At 63.5% G+C, this 22,056-nt stretch carries 20 protein-coding genes; 10 read left to right on the top strand and 10 right to left on the bottom strand.

Going from position 1 to position 22,056, the window contains the following annotated elements:
- Window positions 1-432 precede the first annotated feature (432 nt).
- The 5 genes from NKG99_RS09260 to NKG99_RS09240 all read left to right on the top strand — a co-directional run bounded on the left by NKG99_RS09260 (window position 433) and on the right by NKG99_RS09240 (window position 6,912).
- Window positions 433-1,665: a 3-methyl-2-oxobutanoate dehydrogenase (2-methylpropanoyl-transferring) subunit alpha gene (locus NKG99_RS09260; RefSeq protein ID WP_352866575.1), complete on the top strand. Its 1,233-nt coding sequence runs from the start codon at window positions 433-435 to the stop codon at window positions 1,663-1,665.
- 3 nt (window positions 1,666-1,668) lie between these two features.
- Window positions 1,669-2,682, top strand: coding sequence for an alpha-ketoacid dehydrogenase subunit beta (locus tag NKG99_RS09255; RefSeq protein ID WP_352866572.1), 1,014 nt, complete (start codon window positions 1,669-1,671; stop codon window positions 2,680-2,682).
- A gap of 1 nt (window position 2,683) precedes the next feature.
- Complete coding sequence (locus NKG99_RS09250; protein WP_352866570.1) at window positions 2,684-4,093, top strand: dihydrolipoamide acetyltransferase family protein; 1,410 nt, start codon at window positions 2,684-2,686, stop codon at window positions 4,091-4,093.
- Window positions 4,094-4,381: 288 nt separating this feature from the next.
- Window positions 4,382-5,773, top strand: a complete 1,392-nt coding sequence (gene lpdA, locus NKG99_RS09245) for a dihydrolipoyl dehydrogenase (RefSeq protein WP_352866567.1) — start codon at window positions 4,382-4,384, stop codon at window positions 5,771-5,773.
- Between the two features lie 263 nt (window positions 5,774-6,036).
- Entirely contained in the window at window positions 6,037-6,912 is an 876-nt protein-coding gene (locus NKG99_RS09240) for a glycosyltransferase (protein ID WP_352866564.1), read from the top strand.
- A 174-nt stretch (window positions 6,913-7,086) separates the two neighbouring features.
- Here the strand turns inward: NKG99_RS09240 and NKG99_RS09235 are convergent, their stop codons facing one another.
- Window positions 7,087-8,190, bottom strand: a complete 1,104-nt coding sequence (locus NKG99_RS09235) for a saccharopine dehydrogenase family protein (protein ID WP_352866561.1) — start codon at window positions 8,188-8,190, stop codon at window positions 7,087-7,089.
- Between the two features lie 163 nt (window positions 8,191-8,353).
- Between NKG99_RS09235 and NKG99_RS09230 the strand changes: the two genes are divergently transcribed.
- A complete protein-coding gene (locus tag NKG99_RS09230) occupies window positions 8,354-8,782 on the top strand; it encodes an Lrp/AsnC family transcriptional regulator (protein WP_352866558.1) in 429 nt (142 codons plus the stop codon).
- A 314-nt stretch (window positions 8,783-9,096) separates the two neighbouring features.
- Here the strand turns inward: NKG99_RS09230 and NKG99_RS09220 are convergent, their stop codons facing one another.
- Complete coding sequence (locus NKG99_RS09220) at window positions 9,097-9,594, bottom strand: hypothetical protein (RefSeq protein WP_352866555.1); 498 nt, start codon at window positions 9,592-9,594, stop codon at window positions 9,097-9,099.
- Window positions 9,595-9,813: 219 nt separating this feature from the next.
- On the opposite strand from NKG99_RS09220, the gene NKG99_RS09215 reads away from it, so the two are divergent.
- Both NKG99_RS09215 and NKG99_RS09210 read left to right on the top strand, forming a co-directional pair.
- Complete coding sequence (locus tag NKG99_RS09215; RefSeq protein ID WP_352866553.1) at window positions 9,814-10,179, top strand: RidA family protein; 366 nt, start codon at window positions 9,814-9,816, stop codon at window positions 10,177-10,179.
- Window positions 10,180-10,209: 30 nt separating this feature from the next.
- The gene (locus NKG99_RS09210; RefSeq protein WP_352866550.1) at window positions 10,210-11,445 is read left to right on the top strand and encodes an amidohydrolase/deacetylase family metallohydrolase; all 1,236 of its coding nucleotides are present in this window, start codon (window positions 10,210-10,212) and stop codon (window positions 11,443-11,445) included.
- Between the two features lie 193 nt (window positions 11,446-11,638).
- Here NKG99_RS09210 and NKG99_RS09205 read toward each other — a convergent pair whose 3' ends face one another.
- The 3 genes from NKG99_RS09205 to NKG99_RS09195 form a co-directional block, all read right to left on the bottom strand.
- A complete protein-coding gene (locus tag NKG99_RS09205; protein ID WP_352866547.1) occupies window positions 11,639-13,429 on the bottom strand; it encodes an NAD(P)-binding domain-containing protein in 1,791 nt (596 codons plus the stop codon).
- A 138-nt stretch (window positions 13,430-13,567) separates the two neighbouring features.
- A complete protein-coding gene (locus tag NKG99_RS09200; RefSeq protein ID WP_352866545.1) occupies window positions 13,568-14,512 on the bottom strand; it encodes a MurR/RpiR family transcriptional regulator in 945 nt (314 codons plus the stop codon).
- A gap of 146 nt (window positions 14,513-14,658) precedes the next feature.
- Window positions 14,659-15,903, bottom strand: coding sequence for a M24 family metallopeptidase (locus tag NKG99_RS09195; RefSeq protein WP_352866542.1), 1,245 nt, complete (start codon window positions 15,901-15,903; stop codon window positions 14,659-14,661).
- Between the two features lie 189 nt (window positions 15,904-16,092).
- On the opposite strand from NKG99_RS09195, the gene NKG99_RS09190 reads away from it, so the two are divergent.
- On the top strand, window positions 16,093-16,371 hold the full coding sequence (locus tag NKG99_RS09190; RefSeq protein WP_352866539.1) for a hypothetical protein: 279 nt from the start codon (window positions 16,093-16,095) through the stop codon (window positions 16,369-16,371).
- A gap of 154 nt (window positions 16,372-16,525) precedes the next feature.
- Here the strand turns inward: NKG99_RS09190 and NKG99_RS09185 are convergent, their stop codons facing one another.
- The 4 genes from NKG99_RS09185 to NKG99_RS09170 form a co-directional block, all read right to left on the bottom strand.
- Window positions 16,526-16,855, bottom strand: a complete 330-nt coding sequence (locus NKG99_RS09185) for a hypothetical protein (protein ID WP_352866537.1) — start codon at window positions 16,853-16,855, stop codon at window positions 16,526-16,528.
- 42 nt (window positions 16,856-16,897) lie between these two features.
- The gene (locus tag NKG99_RS09180) at window positions 16,898-17,494 is read right to left on the bottom strand and encodes a hypothetical protein (protein WP_352866535.1); all 597 of its coding nucleotides are present in this window, start codon (window positions 17,492-17,494) and stop codon (window positions 16,898-16,900) included.
- A gap of 26 nt (window positions 17,495-17,520) precedes the next feature.
- Window positions 17,521-18,852, bottom strand: a complete 1,332-nt coding sequence (locus NKG99_RS09175) for a gluzincin family metallopeptidase (protein ID WP_352866533.1) — start codon at window positions 18,850-18,852, stop codon at window positions 17,521-17,523.
- Window positions 18,853-18,987: 135 nt separating this feature from the next.
- Window positions 18,988-20,862, bottom strand: a complete 1,875-nt coding sequence (locus tag NKG99_RS09170) for an adenylate/guanylate cyclase domain-containing protein (protein WP_352866532.1) — start codon at window positions 20,860-20,862, stop codon at window positions 18,988-18,990.
- A gap of 155 nt (window positions 20,863-21,017) precedes the next feature.
- Between NKG99_RS09170 and NKG99_RS09165 the strand changes: the two genes are divergently transcribed.
- Window positions 21,018-21,413, top strand: coding sequence for a SapC family protein (locus tag NKG99_RS09165; protein WP_352866529.1), 396 nt, complete (start codon window positions 21,018-21,020; stop codon window positions 21,411-21,413).
- On the opposite strand, the gene NKG99_RS09160 is transcribed toward NKG99_RS09165, so the two are convergent.
- Window positions 21,410-21,973 (bottom strand): type 1 glutamine amidotransferase domain-containing protein, encoded by a 564-nt coding sequence (locus NKG99_RS09160; RefSeq protein WP_352866526.1) that lies wholly within the window; start codon window positions 21,971-21,973, stop codon window positions 21,410-21,412. The two genes, NKG99_RS09165 and NKG99_RS09160, sit on opposite strands and share 4 nt — an antisense overlap.
- Window positions 21,974-22,056 lie beyond the last annotated feature (83 nt).

Below are 22,056 nucleotides of genomic sequence, written 5' to 3'. Positions count from 1 at the left end.
GCCTGGTGTATCGCGCGTCTGGGAGGCTGGAACGGCTATGCAAAGGAGCGACCACCGGGGCCCATCACCTTCTGCAACGGCCTCAGGCGCTTCCACGCCATCGCAGACGGCTTCGCCCTTGCCAAACCAAACTGACCCCGAAGCAAATGTGTGCGCACGCTAGCCCACAAGGGGAGAAGGAAGGCCGCTAGGCTCTGCCCCCTAAATCGCCTTATCTGGCGACAAACCCAGCCCAACCTTCCCCTTAATTGCGCTTCACCGCCCAACATCGACAAGAAATTTCGGCGACATATCTTCATCCTGGTGCGCGGGAGGCTAGATCGGCCGGCGCGTCCGGGACCGACTTGCGCAGGCTTGCCCGACGAATTCGCACTGGTCTGGCCGTGCAGATATGCAACTATCCGCACCAGGCAACATTGGAGGACAAAGGTCATGGCCGATGCTGGGATGTTGCGGTTTCACGTTCCGGAGCCGGAAGTGCGGCCGGGCGGAACGCCTGACTTTTCCAATGTGCCGATCCCGAAGGCCGGCTCGGTGCCGCGCCCCGAAATCTCTGTCGATCCGCGCACCATCCGGGATCATGCCTTCTCGATCATCCGCGTGCTGAACCGCGCCGGCGAAGCCGTCGGCCCTTGGGCCGGCCTGCTTTCAAGCGACGAGCTGTTGGCGGGCCTGCGCCACATGATGACGCTGCGAACCTTCGACGCCCGCATGCAGATGGCGCAGCGCCAGGGCAAGACCTCGTTCTACATGCAGCATCTGGGCGAAGAGGCCGTGGCTTGTGCCTTCCGCAAGGCGCTCGAACCCGGCGACATGAATTTCCCGACCTACCGGCAGGCCGGCCTGCTCATCGCCGACGGCTATCCGATGGTCACGATGATGAACCAGATCTATTCCAACGAGGCCGACCCGCTGAAGGGCCGGCAATTGCCGATCATGTATTCGTCGAAGGAGCACGGCTTCTTCTCGATCTCCGGCAATCTGGCGACGCAGTACATCCAGGCGGTCGGCTGGGCGATGGCCTCGGCGATCTCGAACGATTCGAAGATCGCCGCCGCCTGGATCGGCGACGGCTCGACGGCCGAGTCCGACTTCCATTCGGCGCTGGTGTTCGCCTCCACCTACAAGGCGCCCGTCGTGCTCAACGTCGTCAACAACCAGTGGGCGATCTCGACCTTCCAGGGCATCGCGCGCGGCGGCTCGGGCACGTTCGCCGCCAGAGGCCTTGGCTTCGGCATCCCGTCCTTGCGTGTCGACGGTAACGACTATCTCGCCGTCCATGCGGTGGCCAAATGGGCGGCGGAGCGGGCGCGCAGCAATCTCGGGCCGACGCTGGTCGAATATGTCACCTACCGCGCCGGCGCGCATTCGAGCTCGGACGACCCGTCCGCCTACCGGCCGAAGACCGAATCCGACGCCTGGCCGCTCGGCGACCCGATCGTGCGGCTGAAGAACCATCTCATCGCGCTCGGCGTCTGGTCGGAGGAGCGGCACGCGCAGGCCGAGGCGGAGATCCTCGACACGGTGATCGCGGCGCAGAAGGAAGCGGAAAGCCACGGCACGCTGCATGCCGGCGGCAAGCCGTCGACGCGCGACATGTTCGAAGGGCTCTACGCCGAAATGCCGCCGCATCTGCGGCGCCAGCGTCAGCAGGCGGGAGTCTGAGCCATGCCAAGACGCACCATGATCGAGGCCATTCGGGACGCCATGGACGTGTCGATGGCGCGCGACGACCGCGTCGTCGTGTACGGCGAGGATGTCGGCTTTTTCGGCGGCGTCTTCCGCTGCACGCAAGGCCTGCAGGCCAAATACGGCAAGAGCCGCTGCTTCGATACGCCGATCAGCGAATCCGGCATTGTCGGCTCGGCCATCGGCATGGCGGCCTATGGCTTGAAGCCGTGCGTGGAGATTCAGTTTGCCGACTACATGTATCCGGCCTACGACCAGCTGACCCAGGAAGCGGCGCGGCTGCGCTACCGCTCCAACGGCGATTTCACCTGTCCGATCGTGGTGCGCATGCCGACCGGCGGCGGTATTTTCGGCGGCCAGACGCACAGCCAGAGCCCGGAAGCGCTGTTCACCCATGTGTCCGGCCTGAAGACGGTGGTGCCGTCCAACCCGCATGACGCCAAGGGGCTTTTGATCGCGGCGATCGAGGATCCGGATCCGGTGATCTTCCTGGAGCCGAAGCGGCTCTACAACGGTCCGTTCGACGGCCATCACGACCGGCCGGTGACGCCATGGTCGAAGCACGAGCTCGGCGAGGTCGCCGACGGCCACTACACCGTGCCGCTCGGCAAGGCGGCGATCCGGCGGGCGGGCTCTGCCATCACCGTGCTGGCCTACGGCACCATGGTCTATGTCGCGCAGGCCGCGGTCGAGGAAACCGGCATCGATGCCGAGATCATCGACCTCAGGACGCTGCTGCCGCTCGACCTCGACACCATCGTGGCTTCAGTGAAAAAAACCGGACGCTGCGTCATCGTCCACGAGGCGACACTGACCTCCGGCTTCGGCGCCGAGCTGTCGGCCCTGGTGCAGGAAAACTGCTTCTATCATCTGGAGGCGCCGGTGGCGCGGGTCGCCGGCTGGGACACGCCCTATCCGCATGCGCAGGAATGGGACTATTTCCCCGGTCCCGCCCGGGTCGGCCGCGCTCTCATCGAAACCATGGAGGCCTGACATGGGCGAGCACATCATCAAGCTGCCCGATGTCGGCGAGGGTGTCGCCGAGGCCGAGCTCGTCGAATGGCATGTCAAGGTCGGCGACATCGTGCGCGAGGACAGCGTGCTTGCCGCCGTCATGACCGACAAGGCGACGGTCGAAATCCCGTCCCCCGTCGATGGCGAAATCCTGTGGCTGGGCGCCGAGATCGGCGACACGGTGGCGATCGGCTCGCCGATCGTGCGGCTGAAGGTGGCGGGCGAGGGCAATGCGGAGGGTGCGGGGCCGCAAGAAGCTGAAGCGGGCGCCAAGAGCACCCCCACCCCTAACCCCTCCCCACAAGGGGGAGGGGGACGCGTTTCAACCACGAAGGCCGACGCCAAGTCGGCCACATCCAAGAATGCGCCAAGAACCACGGGCGCCAGGGAATCAGATACCGGTATACGGGCGGTAGAGACCGAGTCCCCCTCCCCCTTGTGGGGAGGGGCTAGGGGTGGGGGTACTGCGCCGACATCCGCAGTTGTCGGGCCTGTCGGCGCCCCCCGTCCCGAAGGCGAAAAGCCGCTGGCCTCGCCGGCTGTTCGCCTGCGGGCGAAGGAGGCCGGCGTCGATCTGAGGCAAGTTGCGGGAAGCGGCCCGGCCGGCCGCATCGGTCATGAGGACATCGAGGCTTTCCTGGCACGCGGACCGCGGGTTGCCAGGGCACCGGGCCTCGCTCGCAACGATGCCGTCGAGGACATCAAGGTGGTGGGCTTGAGGCGCAAGATCGCCGAGAAGATGACGCTGTCCAAGTCGCGCATCCCTCACATCACCTATGTCGAGGAGATCGACGTCACCGCGCTGGAAGATTTGCGCGCCGCGCTCAACAAGGAGAAGCGCCCGGGCGTGGAGAGGCCGAAGCTGACGCTGCTGCCGTTCCTGATGCGGGCGATGGTCAAGGCGATATCGGACCAGCCCAATCTCAATTCGCTGTTCGACGACGAGGCCGGCGTCATCCACCAGCATGGCGGCATCCATATCGGCATCGCGGCCCAGACGCCGTCGGGGCTTGTGGTGCCGGTGGTCAAGCACGCCGAGGCGCGCGACATCTGGGAATGCGGCACCGAGGTCGTCAGGCTGGCCGAGGCGGCCAAGTCCGGCACGGCGACGCGCGATGAGCTGTCCGGCTCGACCATCACCATCACCTCGCTCGGCGCCATGGGCGGCGTGGCGACGACACCGGTCATCAACCATCCGGAAGTGGCGATCATCGGCGTCAACAAGATGATGGTGCGGCCGGTGTGGGACGGCACCCAATTCATCCCGCGCAAGATGATGAACCTGTCGTCCAGCTTCGACCATCGCGTCATCGACGGCTGGGACGCGGCGGTGTTCATCCAGCGCATCAAGACGCTGCTGGAGACGCCGGCGCTGATTTTCGTGGATTGAGGGGGATGTAGTGCGTTCTCAGCGTGTTTCTCGGTCGCTTCACATTCAGTGCCGCGCCGCCCCTCATTGCCCTGCCGGGCATTTCTCCCCGTATAGTGACGGGGAGAAAGACGCCGTCATCGGCGGTTTCGCCAATCGCCAACGTTGCAGGGACGGCGCCAGCGTCACGATCAGCCCCCTTCTCCCCGTCACTATACGGGGAGAAGGTGCCGGCAGGCGGATGAGGGGCGGCGCGAGGCCGGGCAGGAGGGTGTCACTTGCAGTTCTGACTAAAAGGACGCCGACCCCATGAAAGAAATCTCCTGCAAGCTGCTCGTCATCGGCGCCGGCCCCGGCGGGTATATCTGCGCCATCCGTGCCGGGCAGCTCGGCGTCGATACGGTGATCGTGGAAGCCGGCAAACCGGGCGGCACCTGCCTCAATGTCGGCTGCATCCCGTCCAAGGCGCTGATCCATGCGGCGGAAGAGTTCGAGAAGGTCTCGCATATGGCCGGCGGCAAGAGCCCGCTCGGCATCTCGGTCATAACGCCGAGGCTCGATCTTGCCAAAACAGTCGCCTGGAAGGACGGCATCGTCAGCCGGCTCAACAGCGGCGTCGCCGGACTGCTCAAGAAGGCCGGCGTGAAGACCGTGCATGGCTGGGCGACCTTTCGTGACGGCAAGACCGTCGCGGTCGAGACCGAGACGGGTAGCCAAGTGATCCGCGCCGAGGCGATCGTCATCGCCACCGGCTCGGCGCCGGTCGAACTGCCGTTCCTGCCCTTCGGCGGGCCGGTGATTTCGTCCACCGAGGCGCTGGCGCTAAGCGAGGTTCCAAAAAAGCTCGCGGTGGTCGGTGGCGGCTATATCGGGCTGGAACTCGGCATTGCCTTCGCCAAAATGGGCGCCGAGGTGACCGTGGTCGAGGCCTTGCCGCGCGTGCTGGCGCTGTATGATGCAGAGCTTACCCGACCGGTGGTCAAGCGGCTCAACGCGCTCGGCGTCGAGGTGATGACCGGTGCCAAGGCCAAGGGGACCAAGGGCGACGCGCTGCTGGTCGAGACGTCGGACGGCAAGAGCTCCAGGGTCGCCGCCGACAAGATCCTGGTGACGGTCGGCCGCAAGCCGGTGACCGAAGGCTGGGGGCTTGACCAGATAGACCTCGACATGGCGGGCAAATTCATCCGCATCGACGACCAGTGCCGCACCTCGATGCGCGGCATTTTTGCCATCGGCGACGTCACCGGCGAGCCGATGCTGGCGCACCGGGCGATGGCGCAGGGCGAAATGGTCGCCGAGATCATCGCCGGCCACAAACGCAGCTGGGACAAGCGCTCCATTCCCGCCGTCTGCTTCACCGATCCCGAGCTGGTGACGGCAGGCCTGTCGCCGGAAGAGGCCAAGGCGCTCGGCGGAGAGATCAAGATCGGCATGTTCCCATTCGCCGCCAACGGCCGCGCCATGACGAAGCTCGGCGAGGACGGTTTCGTCCGCGTCGTCGCCCGCGCCGACAATCACCTGGTGCTTGGCATCCAGGCGGTCGGGCAGGGTGTGTCGGAACTGGCGGCGGCATTCGGGCTGGCGCTCGAAATGGGCGCAAGGCTGGAGGACATCGCCGGCACCATCCATGCCCATCCGACCCAGGGCGAAGGCTTCCAGGAAGCAGCGCTGAAGACGCTGGGGCACGCGCTGCATATTTGAGACGGTGTGATCTCCCCCCTTGAGGGGGAGATGGCCGGCAGGCCAGAGGGGGTCGGTTCGACTGGATGCGACCCTCCTTGCGACAGATGGAGGTTGGCGCTTTACGCGAGGCGACCCCCTCTGTCGCCTTCGGCGACATCTCCCCCTCAAGGGGGGAGATTAGGCGCTCAGCTCGCTAGCCCCGCCAGCCGGTTCACCATCTCATGTCGTGTATGATGTTTTCCGAGATTCCACCTTTCGGGTCCATGCTCTAATGTCGCTCCATGAGCACCGACCTGAAGAAATACGTGGCGATTCGCTACAACACCGCCACCGGCTTCATGCCGAGCCAATGGACTGGAAAAGGGCGAGCCAATCTCGACCCTGTGTGGCTGGTCGAGCGGTTGGCGTTGTTCGACACCTATTGCGCGCCCTCGCTCGAGGGCCAGTCGCTGAAGGGCTTCACGGTCCTGGTCGGGTTCGATTCCGAGATACACGAGAATTACATTCGATCCGTTTGCGAGTGTGTGATCGGGATCGACGTCAGGCCGGTCCTAGTCGAGGCCGGCCAGAACCACAATATTGCCTTCAATGCGTTTGTCCAAAGCGACACGGATGCCGAATTTGTTTCGCTGACGCGGCTCGACAGCGATGACGCGCTGGCGCCGACTTTCATGGAGCGGGTCGACTTTTACGCGCGCCGGGAAATCGCCAAAGGCGAAGTTAACCAGCAGCCCCTGTATATCTCCTTTCCCCACGGCCAGAATTTCGATGCGGCGACCAACGGCTACACGCACCATGAATATCCGACGTCGGCCTTCGGCACGCTGGTCGAAAAGAGATCGCCGGCCATGAACGGGGTCTATTGCGACGAGCACACAAAGATGGCGATGCGTTTCAACACCGTCGGGACGGCCGTTAAGGAGGCTCAATGGTGCATCGTCATCCATGACAACAATGCGGCCAATGTCTTGCGCGGCAAGCCGGTCGCGGAGCCGGCCTTCACGGTGGGCCGGCCCGGTGCCGAAACAAAGGCGCGCGCGCCTGCCCGAAAAGCGCCCGCGCAAAAGCAGATGCCGCAGACCTCGGCCAAGGCCTCGCGCAATGCCGGCAATTTCATCCGGTTTTTGCTGGGGCGGCCGATGGTCTTGCGGAAGTAACTCGACGGCTAATCTCCCCCTTGAGGGGGAGATGTCGCCAAAGGCGACAGAGGGGGTCGCCTCGCGTGAATCGCCAACCTCCATCTGTCGCAGAAGGTCGCATCCGGTCGAACTGACCCCCCTCTGGCCTGCCGGCCATTTTCCCCCTCAAAAGGGGGGAGGCGCTCAGCCGCTTCAGCTCGCGAGCCGGCTAACCATCTCGTGTTGCGCATAGGCGCGGCCGAAGCGGTTGGCGAGGAAGGCGTCGAGGGCGATGTCTTCCTGCTTGATGAAGCCGGTCGCCGGCAGGCTGCCGTCGGCCAGCATGTCGAGCACGGCACAGATGCCGGAAGCGGTGGTGATCTGGATGGCGCTGCGCACCGTATCACCAATGCGCTTCGAGTAGATCTTGTTGGCGTAGGTCTCCTGCAGCAGGCGGCCGTTCTTGCGGCCCGAGACGGTGACGAAGACGATGACCACGTCCTGCAGCGTCGCCGGCAGGGCGCTTTCAAAGATGTCCTTCAGCACATCGCGGCGGTGGCGCAGGCCAAGGTCGTTGAGCAGTGCCTTCATGATCGCGGCGTGGCCGGGGTAGCGGATGGTGCGGTAGTTCAGCGTGCGCACCTTGCCCTTCAGCGTCTCGGCCAGCGTGCCGAGGCCGCCGGAGGTGTTGAAGGCCTCGTAGGTGACGCCATCGAGCGAGAATTCCTCGCGCTCCTCCAGCGGCGGCACTTCGACCAGCTCGCCCTCGACGATCGCTTCGCAGGGCTCGCAATATTCGTTGATGACGCCGTCGGTGCTCCAGGTCAGATTGTAGTTCAGCGCGTTGGACGGGTATTGCGGCAGCGCGCCGACGCGCATGCGCACGCTTTCCAGCGTGTCGAAGCGGCTGGCGAGGTCGTTGGCGACGATCGAGATGAAGCCCGGCGCCAGGCCGCATTGCGGGATGAAGGCGCTCTTGCCCGAGCGCGCCAGTTCCTTGACCCGGCGGGTCGAGACGACGTCCTCGGTGAGATCGAGATAGTGCACGCCGGCACTTGCCGCCGCCTCGGCGATGCGCGTGGTCAGGTGGAAGGGGGCGGCACTCAGCACCGCGAACTTGCCGGCGAGGGCCGCTTCCAGCGTGCCGGCGGCTTCGATGTCGAGCTCCAGCGTCGCAACCGTGGCCGGCATTTCGGCGGCAGTTAGCTGCGCCGCCGAGCGGTCGACGAGCGTGACCTGATAATCCCCGGTGGCGGCAAGCATCTCGGCAATGGTCGAGCCTATCTTGCCGGCGCCGACGACAACAATTTTCTTCATGACCGATCCCTCGCATCTTTTGTTTAATGCATCTCGTTGTCCCAAAACCGCTGCACACTTTTGGGCGACATGCATGAGTTTTGCAGCTTGCCCGTCGAAAAGAAGCGTGGAATTGTTAGAAACGAAACTCTGATTACGCAATCCGCCGACGGAAATCGTTGAAATGCTCAGTGACGCCGAACAGGCCCTGCTTTCGCTGCTGCGTGAGAACGCGCGCGCCTCGACCGCCGAACTGGCGCGGCGGCTCGGCGTGTCACGGACGACCGTGCAGAGCCGGCTGGAGCGGCTGGAGCAACGCGGCATCATCATAGGCTATGGCGTGCGGCTGGCGCCGGACTATGAGCAGGGGCTGGTACGGGCGCATGTGCTGCTCACCGTGACACCCAAACTCGCCGACAAGGTGGTGCGCGGCCTGCGCGCGCTGGCACCAGTCAGGACCCTGCATTCGGTCAGCGGCAATTTCGACATGATCGTCATCGTCGACGCGCCGTCGATCCGCGATCTCGATCTGCTGCTCGACCAGATCGGCGCCATGGACGGGGTCGAGCGGACCCTGTCTTCGATCATCCTGTCGACGCGCATCGACCGCTGAGTGGCTGCCGATCTCCCCCCTTGCGGGGGAGATGGCTGGCAGGCCAGAGGGGGTGTGAAGGATCGCCAGCCTCGGCCAGTTTGCTCCCGTCCCTGTGGCCGCTGTAGATCGACAGGTCGGCGGGACAGCACCCCCCTCTGCCTTGCCAGGCATCTCCCCCGCAAGGGGGGAGATCGGCTCCTAACGCGCTCGCCCCGGCGCGTCACCGACAGTCTGATGGACGTGCCCGGTGGACAATGGCGCAGCGCGTTCTCGACCAGATTGGCGAACATTTGCGTCAACAATTCGCGGCCACCACCGGCGCGGGCTTGTTCCTAGGATGTCGCGGGTTCGCCGAGCGGATACGGCATGTAGCCGACAAAGCCAGCGATCTTCCATCTGCCGGCGACCTTGGTGCAGAAATACAGCGTCTGCCATTTCAGCCTGTCGACGCTGCCGTCCGCCTTGGCGACCGAGCCGTCGAACTTCTTGTGCAGCACGGCGCGGTCGCCGTCGACATCGATGTCGCGCATGTTGGTGACGCGAAACAGCGCCTCGCGCAGCGGCTCGGCGAATTTGGTCGCGGCGGTCTCCTTGGCCTGGCGCAGCCACTCGTCGCGATAGATTTCCAGCCTCGGAAACTGCAGCCGCCATGAATCGGCGTTGCTGAGGAAATGCGCGTGCATGCCGAAGAAGCTATCAGCGACGAAATCACCCTCGACCAGGGGCCAGTCCTGGCCGATGAAGGCGTCGATGTCGCGCCGAACCAGCATTTCCCAGAGCGCGTGGCGGTCGGCATCGCCTGATGGAAACGGGTTCTTGTCGTAAGTCATTCCTGCTGTCTCCGGTCCGGCAAATGCGTCTGGGCGTTGCGGCCGCAAGGCGGGCCGCCAGCGCGCACGATGCAAGCGCTTCTGTAATAAAGCAACATGGATTTGGAAGAATGTTGCTTTCCAACAAGGCCTCTATGAGGATCGCCCCGATCGGGGTAAATGTCGATCGAAGCGGGCGCCGCCACGGCACCCCGCCCTGCCATCAGAGGAGGCCCTCCCTTGCCCAAGCAATGTTTTGGAACGTCGCATGTACCGTTGTCGCCGGCCGTGCGGGCCGGTGATCTCGTCTATGTCTCGGGCCAGGTTCCCGTCGGCAGCGACGGCATCGTGGTCAAGGGCGGCATAACGGAACAGACCGAGCAGGTGCTCGCCAATGTGAGGGCCGCGCTGGCGCTCGCGGGCTGCACCCTGGACGATGTGGTCAAGACCACGGTCTGGCTGGAAGACGCGCGCGATTTCGGCGCCTTCAACGCCGTCTATGCGAGGCACTTTCCGAAGAACCCGCCGGCCCGCAGCACGGTCGAATCGCGGCTGATGATCGATATCAAGATCGAGGTCGAGGCGGTCGCGTACCGACCTCTCTGAGAAGCAAAACAACGAACCGGAGGTGACTCAATGCAATTCGACCTCCTGCTGAAGGGTGGACGGCTTATCGATCCGGCGGCCGGCATCGACGCGCCGCGCGATGTCGCCATTGCCAATGGCCGGGTCGCCGCGATCGACGCCGATATCCCGGCCGAGCGCGCCGCGCAGGTCGTCGATGCCGCAGGCTGCATCGTCACATCGGGCCTCGTCGACCTGCACAGCCACGTCTATTGGGGCGGCACCTCGCTCGGCGTCGATGCCGACCGGCTGGCCGCCAAGAGCGGCACCACCACCTTCATCGATGCGGGCAGTGCGGGAGCAGGCAATTTCCTCGGCTTTCGCCAGCACGTCATGGAGCGCTCGAAGGTCCGCATCCTGGCCTATGTCAACATTTCCTTCGCCGGCATTTTCGGCTTCTCGCAGACGGTATCGGTCGGCGAGTGCAGCGATCTCAGGCTCTGCGAACCGCGCGAGGTTGTGGCGGCGGTGCGCGAGCACCGCGACGTCGTGGTCGGCGTAAAAGTTCGCTCCGGCAAGCACGCCGGCGGCACCAGCGGCATCGCTCCGGTCGACCTGGCGCTGGAGGCCGCCGACCAGGCCGGCCTGCCGCTGATGGCGCATATCGATGAGCCGCCGCCCGGGCGCTCGGAAGTGCTGCCTCGCCTGCGCAAGGGCGATGTCCTCACCCATTGCTTCCGGCCGTTTCCCAATGCGCCGGTGTTCGCCTCCGGCGCGGTGCGGCCGGACATGCGGCTGGCGCGCGAGCGCGGCGTCATCTTCGATATCGGCCACGGCATGGGTTCCTTCGATTTCGCCGTTGCCCGGGCCATGCTCGAGGAAGGGCTGGCGCCCGACGTGATCAGCAGCGACGTTCATCTCTACTGCGTCGACGGGCCGGCCTTCGATATCCTGGTCTGCATGTCGAAGCTGCTGGCGCTCGGCATGCCGCTGGTCGAGGTCTTGCGCGCCGCGACACAGGCGCCGGCACGGGCGATCGCAAGGCCCGATCTGGGCACGCTGGCGGTCGGCACCGTCGGCGACGTCGCCGTGCTGCGGCAGCGGCCGGGCCGCTTCACCTTCGTCGACGCGGTCGGTGCGTCTTTGGTCGCCGATCAGCGGCTGGTCTGCGAGGGCATCGCCATCGGCGGCACCTGGTGGCCGAACGAGACGGTCAACGATGTCAGCGAGACCGAGCGTTTCGGGGCGCATGCGTCGCATACGCATGTCGAGGTGGCGGCAAGGCATTTCGGGCATCGGCATGAGTGATTGGCCAATCTCCCCCCTCGTGGGGGAGATGCCCGGCAGGGCAGAGGGGGGCGTGAAGGAACGCAACCTTCTTCATCCTGCAACGGAACCAAGAACCTTCCCGAAGATGCGGCTGCCGTCGGTTGATAAGCCGCGGGACAGCGCCCCCCTCTGGCCTACCGGCCATCTCCCCCACAAGGGGGGAGATCGAACTTCACCGACCGGCGTTGCTCACCGGCCCATAAACCGGCGTTTCTACTCCCTCCATCCGTGCCTTGATCTGCAGCGCCACATATTTCGAATAGAAGCGCGACAGCGCGAGGTTGCCGCCGTGGAACCACAGCGCTTCCTGCGCGGTCGGTTTCCACATGTTGCGCAGCTCGCCTTGCCATGGGCCGGGGTCGCCCTTCACGCCCGAACCGAGGCCCCAGCAGGGGCCGACCTTGTCGGCGACCTCGCGAGAGACGATCGCCGCCACCGTCTCGTTCATCGACTGATAGCCGGTGCAGGCGATGATTGCGTCCGCGGCGAGTTCGGAGCCGTCCTCGAACAGGATGCCGCTCGGCGTCAGCGACTTGATGGCGACGCCGCTGCGGACGCCGATCTCGCCGTCGATGATCAGGTCGGAGGCGCCGACATCGATGTAGTAGCCGGAGCCGGTGCGGTAGGCCTTCATCAAAAGGCCGGTTTCGTCGTCGCCGAAATCGATGGCGAAGCCAGCGGCGCGCAGGCGGTCGTAGAAGGCCGCGTCGCGCGCCTTGATCACCTCGTAGAGCGCTCGCTGGCCCTTGGGCACCAGCGCGAACGGCGTCGAGGCGACGATCATGTCGGCCTTCTCGGTGGTGATGCCGCGTGCCAGTGCGGTCTCCGAAAAGATCTCGAAGCCGACTTCCATCAGCGTGTCCGACTTGACCACGGTGGTCGGCGAACGCTGGATCATGGTCACCTCGGCGCCGCTTTCCCAGAGGTCGACGCAGACATCGTGCCCCGAGCTTGCCGCGCCGATGACCGCGACGCGTCTGCCGCGGAATTTCTCGCCGCTGGCATACTGGCTGGAGTGCAGCAACTCGCCCTTGAACTGGTCGGCGCCCGGCAGATCGATCCGCCGTGGCGGGCCATAGGCGCCGGTGGCGAAGACGATGTGCTTCGGCTTCAGCGTGGTGTGCCGGCCGACGCGGTCGACCACCACGGTCCAGACTTTCTCGGCCTCGTCATAGGAGGCGCTGAGGCACTTGGTGGCGACCCAGTAATTGAGCTCCATGACGCGCGTGTACATTTCCAGCCAGTCGCCCATCTTGTCCTTGGGCGTGAACACCGGCCAGTTTTCGGGGAAGGGAATGTAGGGCAGATGGTCGTACCAGACCGGGTCGTGCAGGACGAGCGTGCGGTAGCGGTTGCGCCAGGAATCGCCGGGCCGGGCATTTTTCTCGATGACGATGGTGGGCACGCCGAGCTGGCGCAGCCGCGCGCCCAGCATGATGCCGCCCTGGCCGCCGCCGATGACCAGGCAATAGGGCTGTTCATCAGTGCCAAGCTCGCGCGTCTCGCGCGCCCGCGCTTCCGACCAGGTCTCGCGCCTGGGATCGGCCTTGTGGCGCACGCCCAGCGGCCGTTCCGCCCCCTTGCGCTCCTCGAACCCTTTCAGGTCGGTCATCGCCGTGAACAGCGTCCGGCAGCGTCCGTCGCGCAGCCGCATGACGCCCTCTCCCGAAGCGTCAGCGGTTTCGAAGCTGAACCAGGCCTCGACGGTGCTCTCGTCCGAGGTCGCCTCGCCGGTCAGCTGCCACGCCGTCGGCCTGGTCGTCGCCAGCGTTGACTTGAGCATGGCGGCGATCGCCTCGCGGCCTTCCATGGTGGTGATGTTCCAGGTGAAGGTCAGGAGATCGCGCCAGTAGCAGTCATCGACAAACAGGTCGGTCGCCGCCGACGCGTCGCCAGCTTCGAGCGCCTTGGCAAAGGACCCGAGCCATGCGGCGGCCTGTTTCGATGGTGCTATTTCGAGCATTTCTTTCCTCTTGCTGCGTGCGTCTAATCGTGTTGGAACGGTAACTGTCGGACCCGGCGCTGCCCCTCATCCGTCTTGGCGCTGCGCGCCAATCCACCTTCTCCCCGTGAACGGACGTGAACGGGGAGAAGGAAAGAACTAATCCCCGAGCGGTTCCATTTCCTTGCCGGTGCGGTGGATCTGGGCGTTGTACTTGATGCGGCGGACGGTCTCGCGGGCCGAGCCGTCGAGCTTGTAGGCCGAAGCCACCGCCAAAAGGTCGATCGCGGCCAGGAAGGCGAAGCGCGACGCCGTCGGCTTCAGCGTGTCGGGATATTCTGATACCGCCACCGTCAGCCTGACGTCGCAGGCGCGCGCGAGCTCGGTGTCGGGCGCGGTCACGGCGATCGCATTGGCGCGGTAGTGCTTGGCGAGCTCGACGGCCTCGATTACCTCGCGGGTGCGTCCCGTCGCCGAAATGGCGATCACCAGGTCGCCAGGCTTGAGCGTCGAGGCGGTCATGCGCATCAGATAGGGATCACACTGGGCGCTGATCGATATACCATAGCGGAACAGCCGGTACTGGGTTTCCTGCGCCAGCGCCGAGGAGCTGCCGCCGAGGCCGAAGACCGTGACCTGGCGCGCCTTGGCGATCAGCTCGGCCGCCTTCTGCAGCTGCGCCGGATCGAGCTGCCGCTCGGCCTCCTGGAGCGCCCGGCGCGCCTCGCCGAACACGGCGTTCCAGAACGGCATGCCATTGTCGTTGCTGACGGAAGGTGACTTGGCCAGATAGAGCGCACCGACGACGAGGCTCTGCGCCAGCTTCAGCTTGAAGTCGCGCACGCCCTCGCAGCCTATGGCGCGGCAGAACCGGGTCACCGTCGGTTCGCTGACCCCGGCGCGCTGGGCAAGGGCGGCGTTTGAGGCGTCGACGGCGTATTTGACATCATCGAGCACGACATCGGCGACACGGCGTTCGGCCGGCCGCAATTCCCCGTAGAAATCCTTGACCAGCGAGATGATGTCGGGGATGCGGCGTACAGGCTCGCGCCCCGCCATATCGTGGCCTGAATCAGGCTCGTCCTGGCTGCCAGCTTCGGTCATGAGGTTCCGGTCTTTCCCTGAGTTGCGAGGCTGATGTCTTAGCATGTTCGCACGCTGTGGCTCCACGTGGGCCATTCTGGATGATGACCACGACGCGATATGACACCCAGAAGCAGGCCGACCGCAAAGCGTTCCAAAGGCCCTCGCTATCCAATCCTCTCCAGCCGCCTCGGCAGTCGGTTCATGGCAATGGGCCCGCCCGGCGTGATCAGGAACTGGTCCTCGAGATTGAAGCTGGCGAGGCCGTCGATGTATAGCGGGATCTCGAAAGCCAGCACCATGCCGGCTTCGATCACGACATCGCTGTCGGCCGCGATGAACGGCCATTGTTCGGAAAACACCGACTGGCCGACGCCATGGCCGAAATGGCCGCGGCGGTAGGAGCGCAGCCCCTGCCGCGCCAGACTGCCGGTGGCCACCTGATGCACATGGGCGAGGGTGTTGCCGGGAACAAGGGATGCCAGTCCGTCCTCGAAGGCCTGTTCGGCGATGGCATGCAGCTCGGCCTGCTCGGCGGATGGCGGCCCGAAGGTGAAGTTGCGCGACATATCGGAGGCGTAGCCGCCGACCGTGCAGACCATGTCGCACTTCAGCGGATCGCCGGGCATGGCTTTCGCATCGGCGCCTTTGGCCCTGGCGCCCAGCGTCACATATTCTGCCATGGCGACCGGATGGGACAGGCCGGATGCCGCCGTGGCGACGCCTTGCCGGTAGAGGGCAATGAGATCGGCCTGGCGCATGCCTGCCATGGCATCCACCTGCAGCCGGTCCAGGCCGGCTTCCGATAGGATGATGCCTTGCTGGAGAAAGTCGATCTCGCGTTGCGACTTGATGGCCCGCAACCGATCGAGGACGGCCGAGCCATCGACCATGATGCAGGCCGGCAGCAATGCCTGCATGGCCGAGAAATCGGCGGCGGCGACAAAATCGAGATCGACGCCGATCGTTGCGCGCTCGAGACCGAAGCCGGCAAGGATCTGCTTCAGTTCGCCGACGGAATTGGTCAGGTCGAATGTTGCCGGTCGTGAAAAACCAGGCGCCCGGCCGGACCCTCCAAGACCGGCCTCTATGCGTTGCGCCAGCCCTTGCCCTGACGTCGATGCGTCAAGCGTGGCCGATTCGATCCAGATCGGGTGGCTGCGGATGACAGCGTCCGGCAGGACCCGTTGCAGCTGCGCGGCATTGAAATCCGCCACCACCACGCCGATCGGCAGGTCGTGGCCAGCGGGAATGACGACGAAGCCGGCGCCGGCGCGCCGGAACAGCCCCGCCGGGCCGATCGAGGCACCGGTCGCATAGTGGAAGGCCTCGGGCGCGCACAGCACCAGCGCCTCGATGCCGGCGCGGTCCATCAGTTGCGCCGCGCGCTCGCGGTCGACAAAGCCTGTCATCAATCTTCTCCGGACGTCCAAAGTGGTAACGGAGCATTCCGGGTATGGACAATCAAGCGAGTTCCTCGCTTGTATTGATGCGCCGCATGCCTTGAAGACTGGCGAAGACGCTCTTCACTTCGTCATGTATGGACGGCCCCTCTCAGGGCAAGAGGCAACTGGCAGATACGGCGCAAGTCTGGAGCGGTCATGTATTCGGCCTTTGATGCGGTCGATTCTGTTGACCGCTGGTGTCCGCCGCTGACGCTCGAAGGCGGCGAGGTGCTCAACCTCACCGATTTCCAGGTGATCGACGAGCCGGCCTTCAACAAGCTCAGACGAGGCTCGACCTGCGCAAATCAGGCGCGCTCGGCCTGCTCTACTGCCACCTCGCCTCGACCAACAGCTGGACCTCGCTGGTGCATCAGGCATCGCTGCGGGCGGCGGGGCGGCCGGCGGGCCGATTTCTCGCTGGCCCGCATGAGGTGAAGGACTTGAGGAGGCAGCTGCGGAAGCCGATCAAGCAGACACTCGACCGCAAAACATCAAGAACCCGGCAAGATTTTGCCGGCGTGAGGGCAGAGCCGTTGATGCCGATGTGAATTGCAGTCAGTCATAGAGTATTTTTTTGGCAGTGACCAGCTTAGGATACAGTGATAGTTCCATCGTCAGGGCCACTTGCGATCGTTTCACCTGAGGATTTTTTCTTGATCTGAACATAATATTCTCCAGGCGAAGCGCCATGTTCTGCTTTAACCATAAAGTTGATTTCTGTTGAATTCTCGACGGTTATATCGTCATTGTATAGATATTCGGTGCCTTCTAAAGTGGCGGCGTAAATAAATTTAATTACCAAGTCTTCTGCCTCTTTAAACCAACTTGGGGCCACCGTCACACCGACCGTAACCGGATCTTTGCCTCTTACGGCATTCCCTTCAGGTATAGCGACATGCACTATCTCTACGTTTGCCATGGTCCATCTCCTTCGGCATTTCTCAATTAACGATCGGAAACGCTAGTCCAAATCGCCGCGCCCGCCGCGATTCATGGCGCCACCGGACCGCCCCATCGCACCGCCAGACCTGCCCATGGCGCCGCCGGACCGCCCCATCGCACCGCCGGATCGGCCCATTGCTCCACCCGATCGACCAAACGAACGCGGGTCCAGCTCGGCACTCAACAGGACATCCTCGAGCGTTCCGGTGTCGAGTTCCAGCCGCATTGTCAGGTCACTCTTGTCGTAGACCCAGACCAGCATTCCGCGCGCGAACGAGCCTACCTGTGATGACAGTCCGGTATAGGCAGGGTCGCTTGGACCGCGGCTCATGACCTTGAGATCGGTGTCCGCCGGGGCCGGATAATCAACGGCAGTGCCAGGCCCATGGACAAGAAGTATTGTCGGTCGGGCGAGTTCGTAGAACTGCGCCTCGAAGGTGAACGCATAGATCCTTGCCAGCAGGCTACCGGAGGCGTCGATCTGGTTCTGCAGGAATCTGTTGTTGCCAGGCCTTGGGGGCCGTCCCCCGTCGATCCTCTTCTTGAGTTTCAAATCTTCAAGAACCCTACCGAACAAATGTATGGCCGAGGTATTTAAAATGGTTTCAGGTATCATGGATCACCCCATCTTTTGCATGTCGATCAAAGCTCGGCGCCCCTTCTGGACATCCAATATTTCTCGAAATAGCTCATGTCCGGCAGACGCGCCTGGTCTCGTGGAAGGGCGATTCGACCCTCATGGAAATGGCTCTTTCGGGTTGGCTTCGTCAGGCGGGGCCCGGCACGGTAGCGAAAAACCCCTCTTCGGTCGAAATCCCGGAAGATGATCCTTGATAGTTCTCCTCCGGTCACACTGTCATCGACCGCGAGCATCGTTCTCGCCACGTCACCATAGTCCAGAAAATCCGGGGCGAGAGCCCACAGCGTCTCGGCGAGATAGGTACCCACGATATCCCGCGCGTCGAGCAGCGCGTCGACGAAACCTTCCGGATTGCGAGCGAAATCGCGGTCAAAGACTTCCTGGACCGGCAGCTCGGCTGCTGGGTCGATCTCGGCGAGGTCGGCAAGATTTTCGACCTCCGGCGAGATCAGTCCTCGAGCCACCAGGCTCTCGTGAAAGACATCGACCAGAATGTCGAAGACGGCGCCCGTGAGAGGTTGCGACAGTGCATGCTCGTCGGTCCAGCCGTCCGCGAAATCGGCCATCGTCAGTTTGTTGCTGGCCTCGCGTATCTGGCGGTGCGGCGAAAATTCCGAGAAGCGAGAGAGTTGGTTGGCGATGTAGAGATTCCCGCGCGTCACCGTCAGAACATTTTCGATCACGGAGGGAAAATGCATGGCCGCGATCAACGAAACGCAGTCGGAAAAGGCCTCCTGAAAGCCCAGATATTCGGGGAGCTCGGCTCCCGGGTCCGGAATGCCGAGGACGCCGTAGACCAACGCATGGCCAACCTCGTGCGCGATAATATCGAAGTCGAGGCTGAAGGGGAGCGCGCGTCCGTCTTTCACGAATTGGCCGCCGAGCTCGAGGAAGCCATAGCCGTATTGGGCGTTATCCCAACCCGGCAGGATCGAGATTTCCAGACGGTCGTAGTGATCGCGGAAGTGCCAGATGAGCGGTTGGCCGATGTAACGCTCCCAAACGTCGAGCGTGAAGCGCACGCAACCGAACGCGTGCGCTGCTTCGAAGCCGGGCGTCGAGGGCTGATAGTGATCGAAATTGCCTTCCTCGTCGGGAACGGCCGGATCGAGGATCGCTCGCGTCCAGGGCGGCAGGGAGATGAAGGGCGTGCCCAACGGGCCGTGGTCGACGCCATAGGGCCGCGTCTTGTCGACCGGCTCGACGACATACATACGATCGTCGGACGGGCCAGGTCCGACGCTGCCTCGCGGGGAAGAAACCGTAATGATTTCAGGGCTTGACGTAGGGTCTTCGAACGGAGGCTGAACGAACAGCCTGAACCGGGTACCCATTCCCCACCTCTCGGTTACATTAGTAACGTAACATAATGCCTGTGGGATGGCGAGAGCGTTGGTTTGTCAGGTAATCTTCCTGAAGCCGGTTCTTGATTATCGGCAATAAAATCGCCTCAAGTACAATGCGTATCGCTACCGCAGGAGCTGGAGCAACTTCTGGTAGCGAGGATGACTGCGAACAGAGGCGAAATCGGAATCGTTCTTGAACCAGAGTCTCATCTCGGCGCCAGCCTGCGGCAACCACGCTTCCAAAAGGTCGATCGAGCGTTCGAACTCCCCCAGCAACGCATAGGTACAAGCGGCGTTATATTGGACGTTGATATCGCTAGGGTCGATCGCCAGAGACCGGTCAAGCCACTTCGCCGCCCTATCGCGTTCCCCAAGGAAGGCCAGCACGATAGCCCCCAGGCAGGCACAATTGGCGTTCTCCGGATGCAGACGGAGTTCCTCTTCAGCTCTCTCCAATGCGATCCGCGCATAAAGCTCGGCGTCGTTCTGCTGGCCGAGAGTGCGGAAGACGTTCACCAGCATGACCGGTGCGCCGTAGTCGGTCGGTTTGATCTCCATCGCGCGCATGAAGTACGTCGCGGCGAGCTCGAACTGGCCGCCGGTTACGCAGAACTCGGCATAGTAGCGGTTGGCCTCGTGGCAATTGGGGTCGAGCGCGAGAGCCTGTTCGAACGCCGCCGCGGCCTCGGAACGGCGGTCGGCGAGGGACAGGGCGAAGCCCCTGGCTGAATGCGCCTCGGCCAAATTCGGGTCCAGCGCCAGGGCCTTGTCGGCGGTCGCGAGAATGTCGTCCACCTGGATCGGCGAGCCGTAGCTCGACTGAAGGCGTACGTCGCAGACCGCCAAGCCCGCATATGCGCGGGCATATCCCGGATCAAGCTCGATGGCCCTGATATAACTTTGTCTGGCCATCAGGTGGTTCGCTCTGGTCGCGATGTGACTGTAATCGCGCCCTCGAAGATAATGCGTATAGGCTTCCACATTGTCCGTCGGCGCCTGCTCAATAGCCTTCTTCTCCTCGGGCAGGAGCCTGACCCTGAGCTGCGCCACGACCGCCTTGGCGATTTCGTCCTGCACGGCGAAGATGTCGGTGAGGTCGCGGTCATAGCGGGCAGCCCAGACGTGTCCGTCTGTGGCCCCCTCGATCAACTCGGCATTGATCCTGACCCGGTTTCCCGCCTTGCGGACGCTGCCCTCGACAATGTAGCCGACGCCAAGCTCCCTGGCGATGCGTTCCATCTTGTCGGTCCTGCCCTTGAAGGCGAAGACCGTATTGCGGCTGAGTACGAACAGGCCGGAGACGTTCGAGAGGTCGGTTATGATATCTTCAGTGATGCCGTCGCTGAAATACTGCTGGTCGGGATCATTGCTCAGATTGGCGAAGGGTAGGATCGCCACCGACGGCTTGTCGGACCGCACCAGCGTCTGGACGCTCCTGGCCGCAATATGCGTCTCGACATGCGGGACGCCCTGCCAGTTGGCGAAATAGACGTGCACCGGCTGAGCAATGTTCTTGACGGTCCTGGCGCCCTGATCGGCGAAGTCGACGCCCAGCTTGTTGCCGACCTCATGGCGCACCGCCTCCGAGCAGGCGATGCCGCCGGGTATCGCGAGGCCCTGCAGCCGCACCGCAAGATTGACGCCATCGCCATGGAAATCATCACCGTCGACGATGATGTCGCCAAGGTTGATGCCCATGCGAAACTTGAAATGCCGGTCCTCGGGGATGCCGGCATTCCGCTCGGACATGCCGCGTTGGATCTCGACCGCGCAGCGAGCCGCACTGATTACGCTGCCGAACTCCACCAGGAAGCCGTCACCCATCACCTTAAAGATGCGCCCACCGTGCTTGGTGACGGTCGGATCGAAGAACTCCCGCCGATGCTGCCGAAGGAGATTGAGCGTGTGCTCTTCGTCGACCTCCATAAGACGGCTATAGCCGACCACATCCGCGGCCAGGATCGCCGCCAGCCGACGCTCAACATGCTCGTCAGACATGTCGTCTCCTGAAATTACAAAATGGTTCTGCCTGATTTAGTTCTATCTGATTTAGCTGCTCTGCGCCAACGCCGCTGGAATGGTCGCTCGCGCCGGTCCCATACGGTTGCCAAACCAGGTGGCGCAGCACCAGTCGCAACCTAAGCGATCCGGTCGTGCGGTCGACGTCGTTCACGGGAATAGGAATCGGCACCGAGGCGACCAGGCAGGCACTCGCCTTCCGCAATCGGTTCCAGATCGACTTCAGCGCCACCCGCGCGATGATCGAAAGGATCGACGCGCGCGGCCTGTTTTCGCCGCGCCAGAGCAAGGTGACGCTGGAAGGCGGCGAAGAGCTCAACCTCACCGATTTCCAGGTCATCGACGAGCCGGCCTTCAACAAGCTCAGCGACGAGGCGTTTCTCGACCTGCGCAAATTAGGCGCGCTCGGCCTGCTCTACTGCCACCTCGCCTCGACCAGCAGCTGGCCTCGCTGGTGCATCAGGCATCGCTGCGGAAAGCGGACGGTACGAAGAGCGCCTGAAAGCGAAAGTCGCGCAAGGACCGGCTAAGCCGCAGCCCGCCTGTCGTGCCGCCCTTCCCTGATTTCCTCGGCGAGCTTGTCGCAGAACGCGTCGAGATCGCCTGGGTTGCGGCTGGTGACAAGTCCCTGGTCGGTGACCACCGCGCTGTCTTCCCAGACACCACCGGCATTGATCACGTCGGTCTTGATCGATTTGTAGGATGTGACCCGGCGGCCCTTCACAATTCCGGTCTCGACGAGAAGCCAGGGCGCATGGCAGATCGCGCCCACAACCTTGTTGGCCGACCAGAACGATTTGATGAAGTTGAGGACTTTCGGCTCGATCCGCAGCAGATCGGGGTTGATAACGCCGCCGGGCAGCACGATTGCGTCGTAGTCATCCGCCCGGGTCTCAGCCAAAATCCTATCGACGGGAACCTCGCGGCCCCAATCCTTGTGGTCCCAGCCTTTGATCTTGCCGCTTGCGAGCGACACGACATCGACTTCAGCGCCTGACTCGCGCAATTTCTTGAGCGGCACCTCAAGTTCGGACTGCTCAAAACCGTTTGTCGCAAGGATAGCGACGCGCTTGCCGGAAATGTCCTGCATTGGTTTTCTCCATCGTTGGGTTGATGGAGGGCTAACGAGGCCCAGCGGGAAGCGTTCCCCGCTGTAACTTTATGTGACATCTG

The sequence above is a fragment of the Mesorhizobium sp. M1409 genome, assembly GCF_040317535.1.
GTDB lineage: Bacteria > Pseudomonadota > Alphaproteobacteria > Rhizobiales > Rhizobiaceae > Mesorhizobium.
The sequence above is the reverse complement of the archived record's forward strand: the minus strand, read 5'-3'. Positions and strand labels throughout refer to the sequence as shown.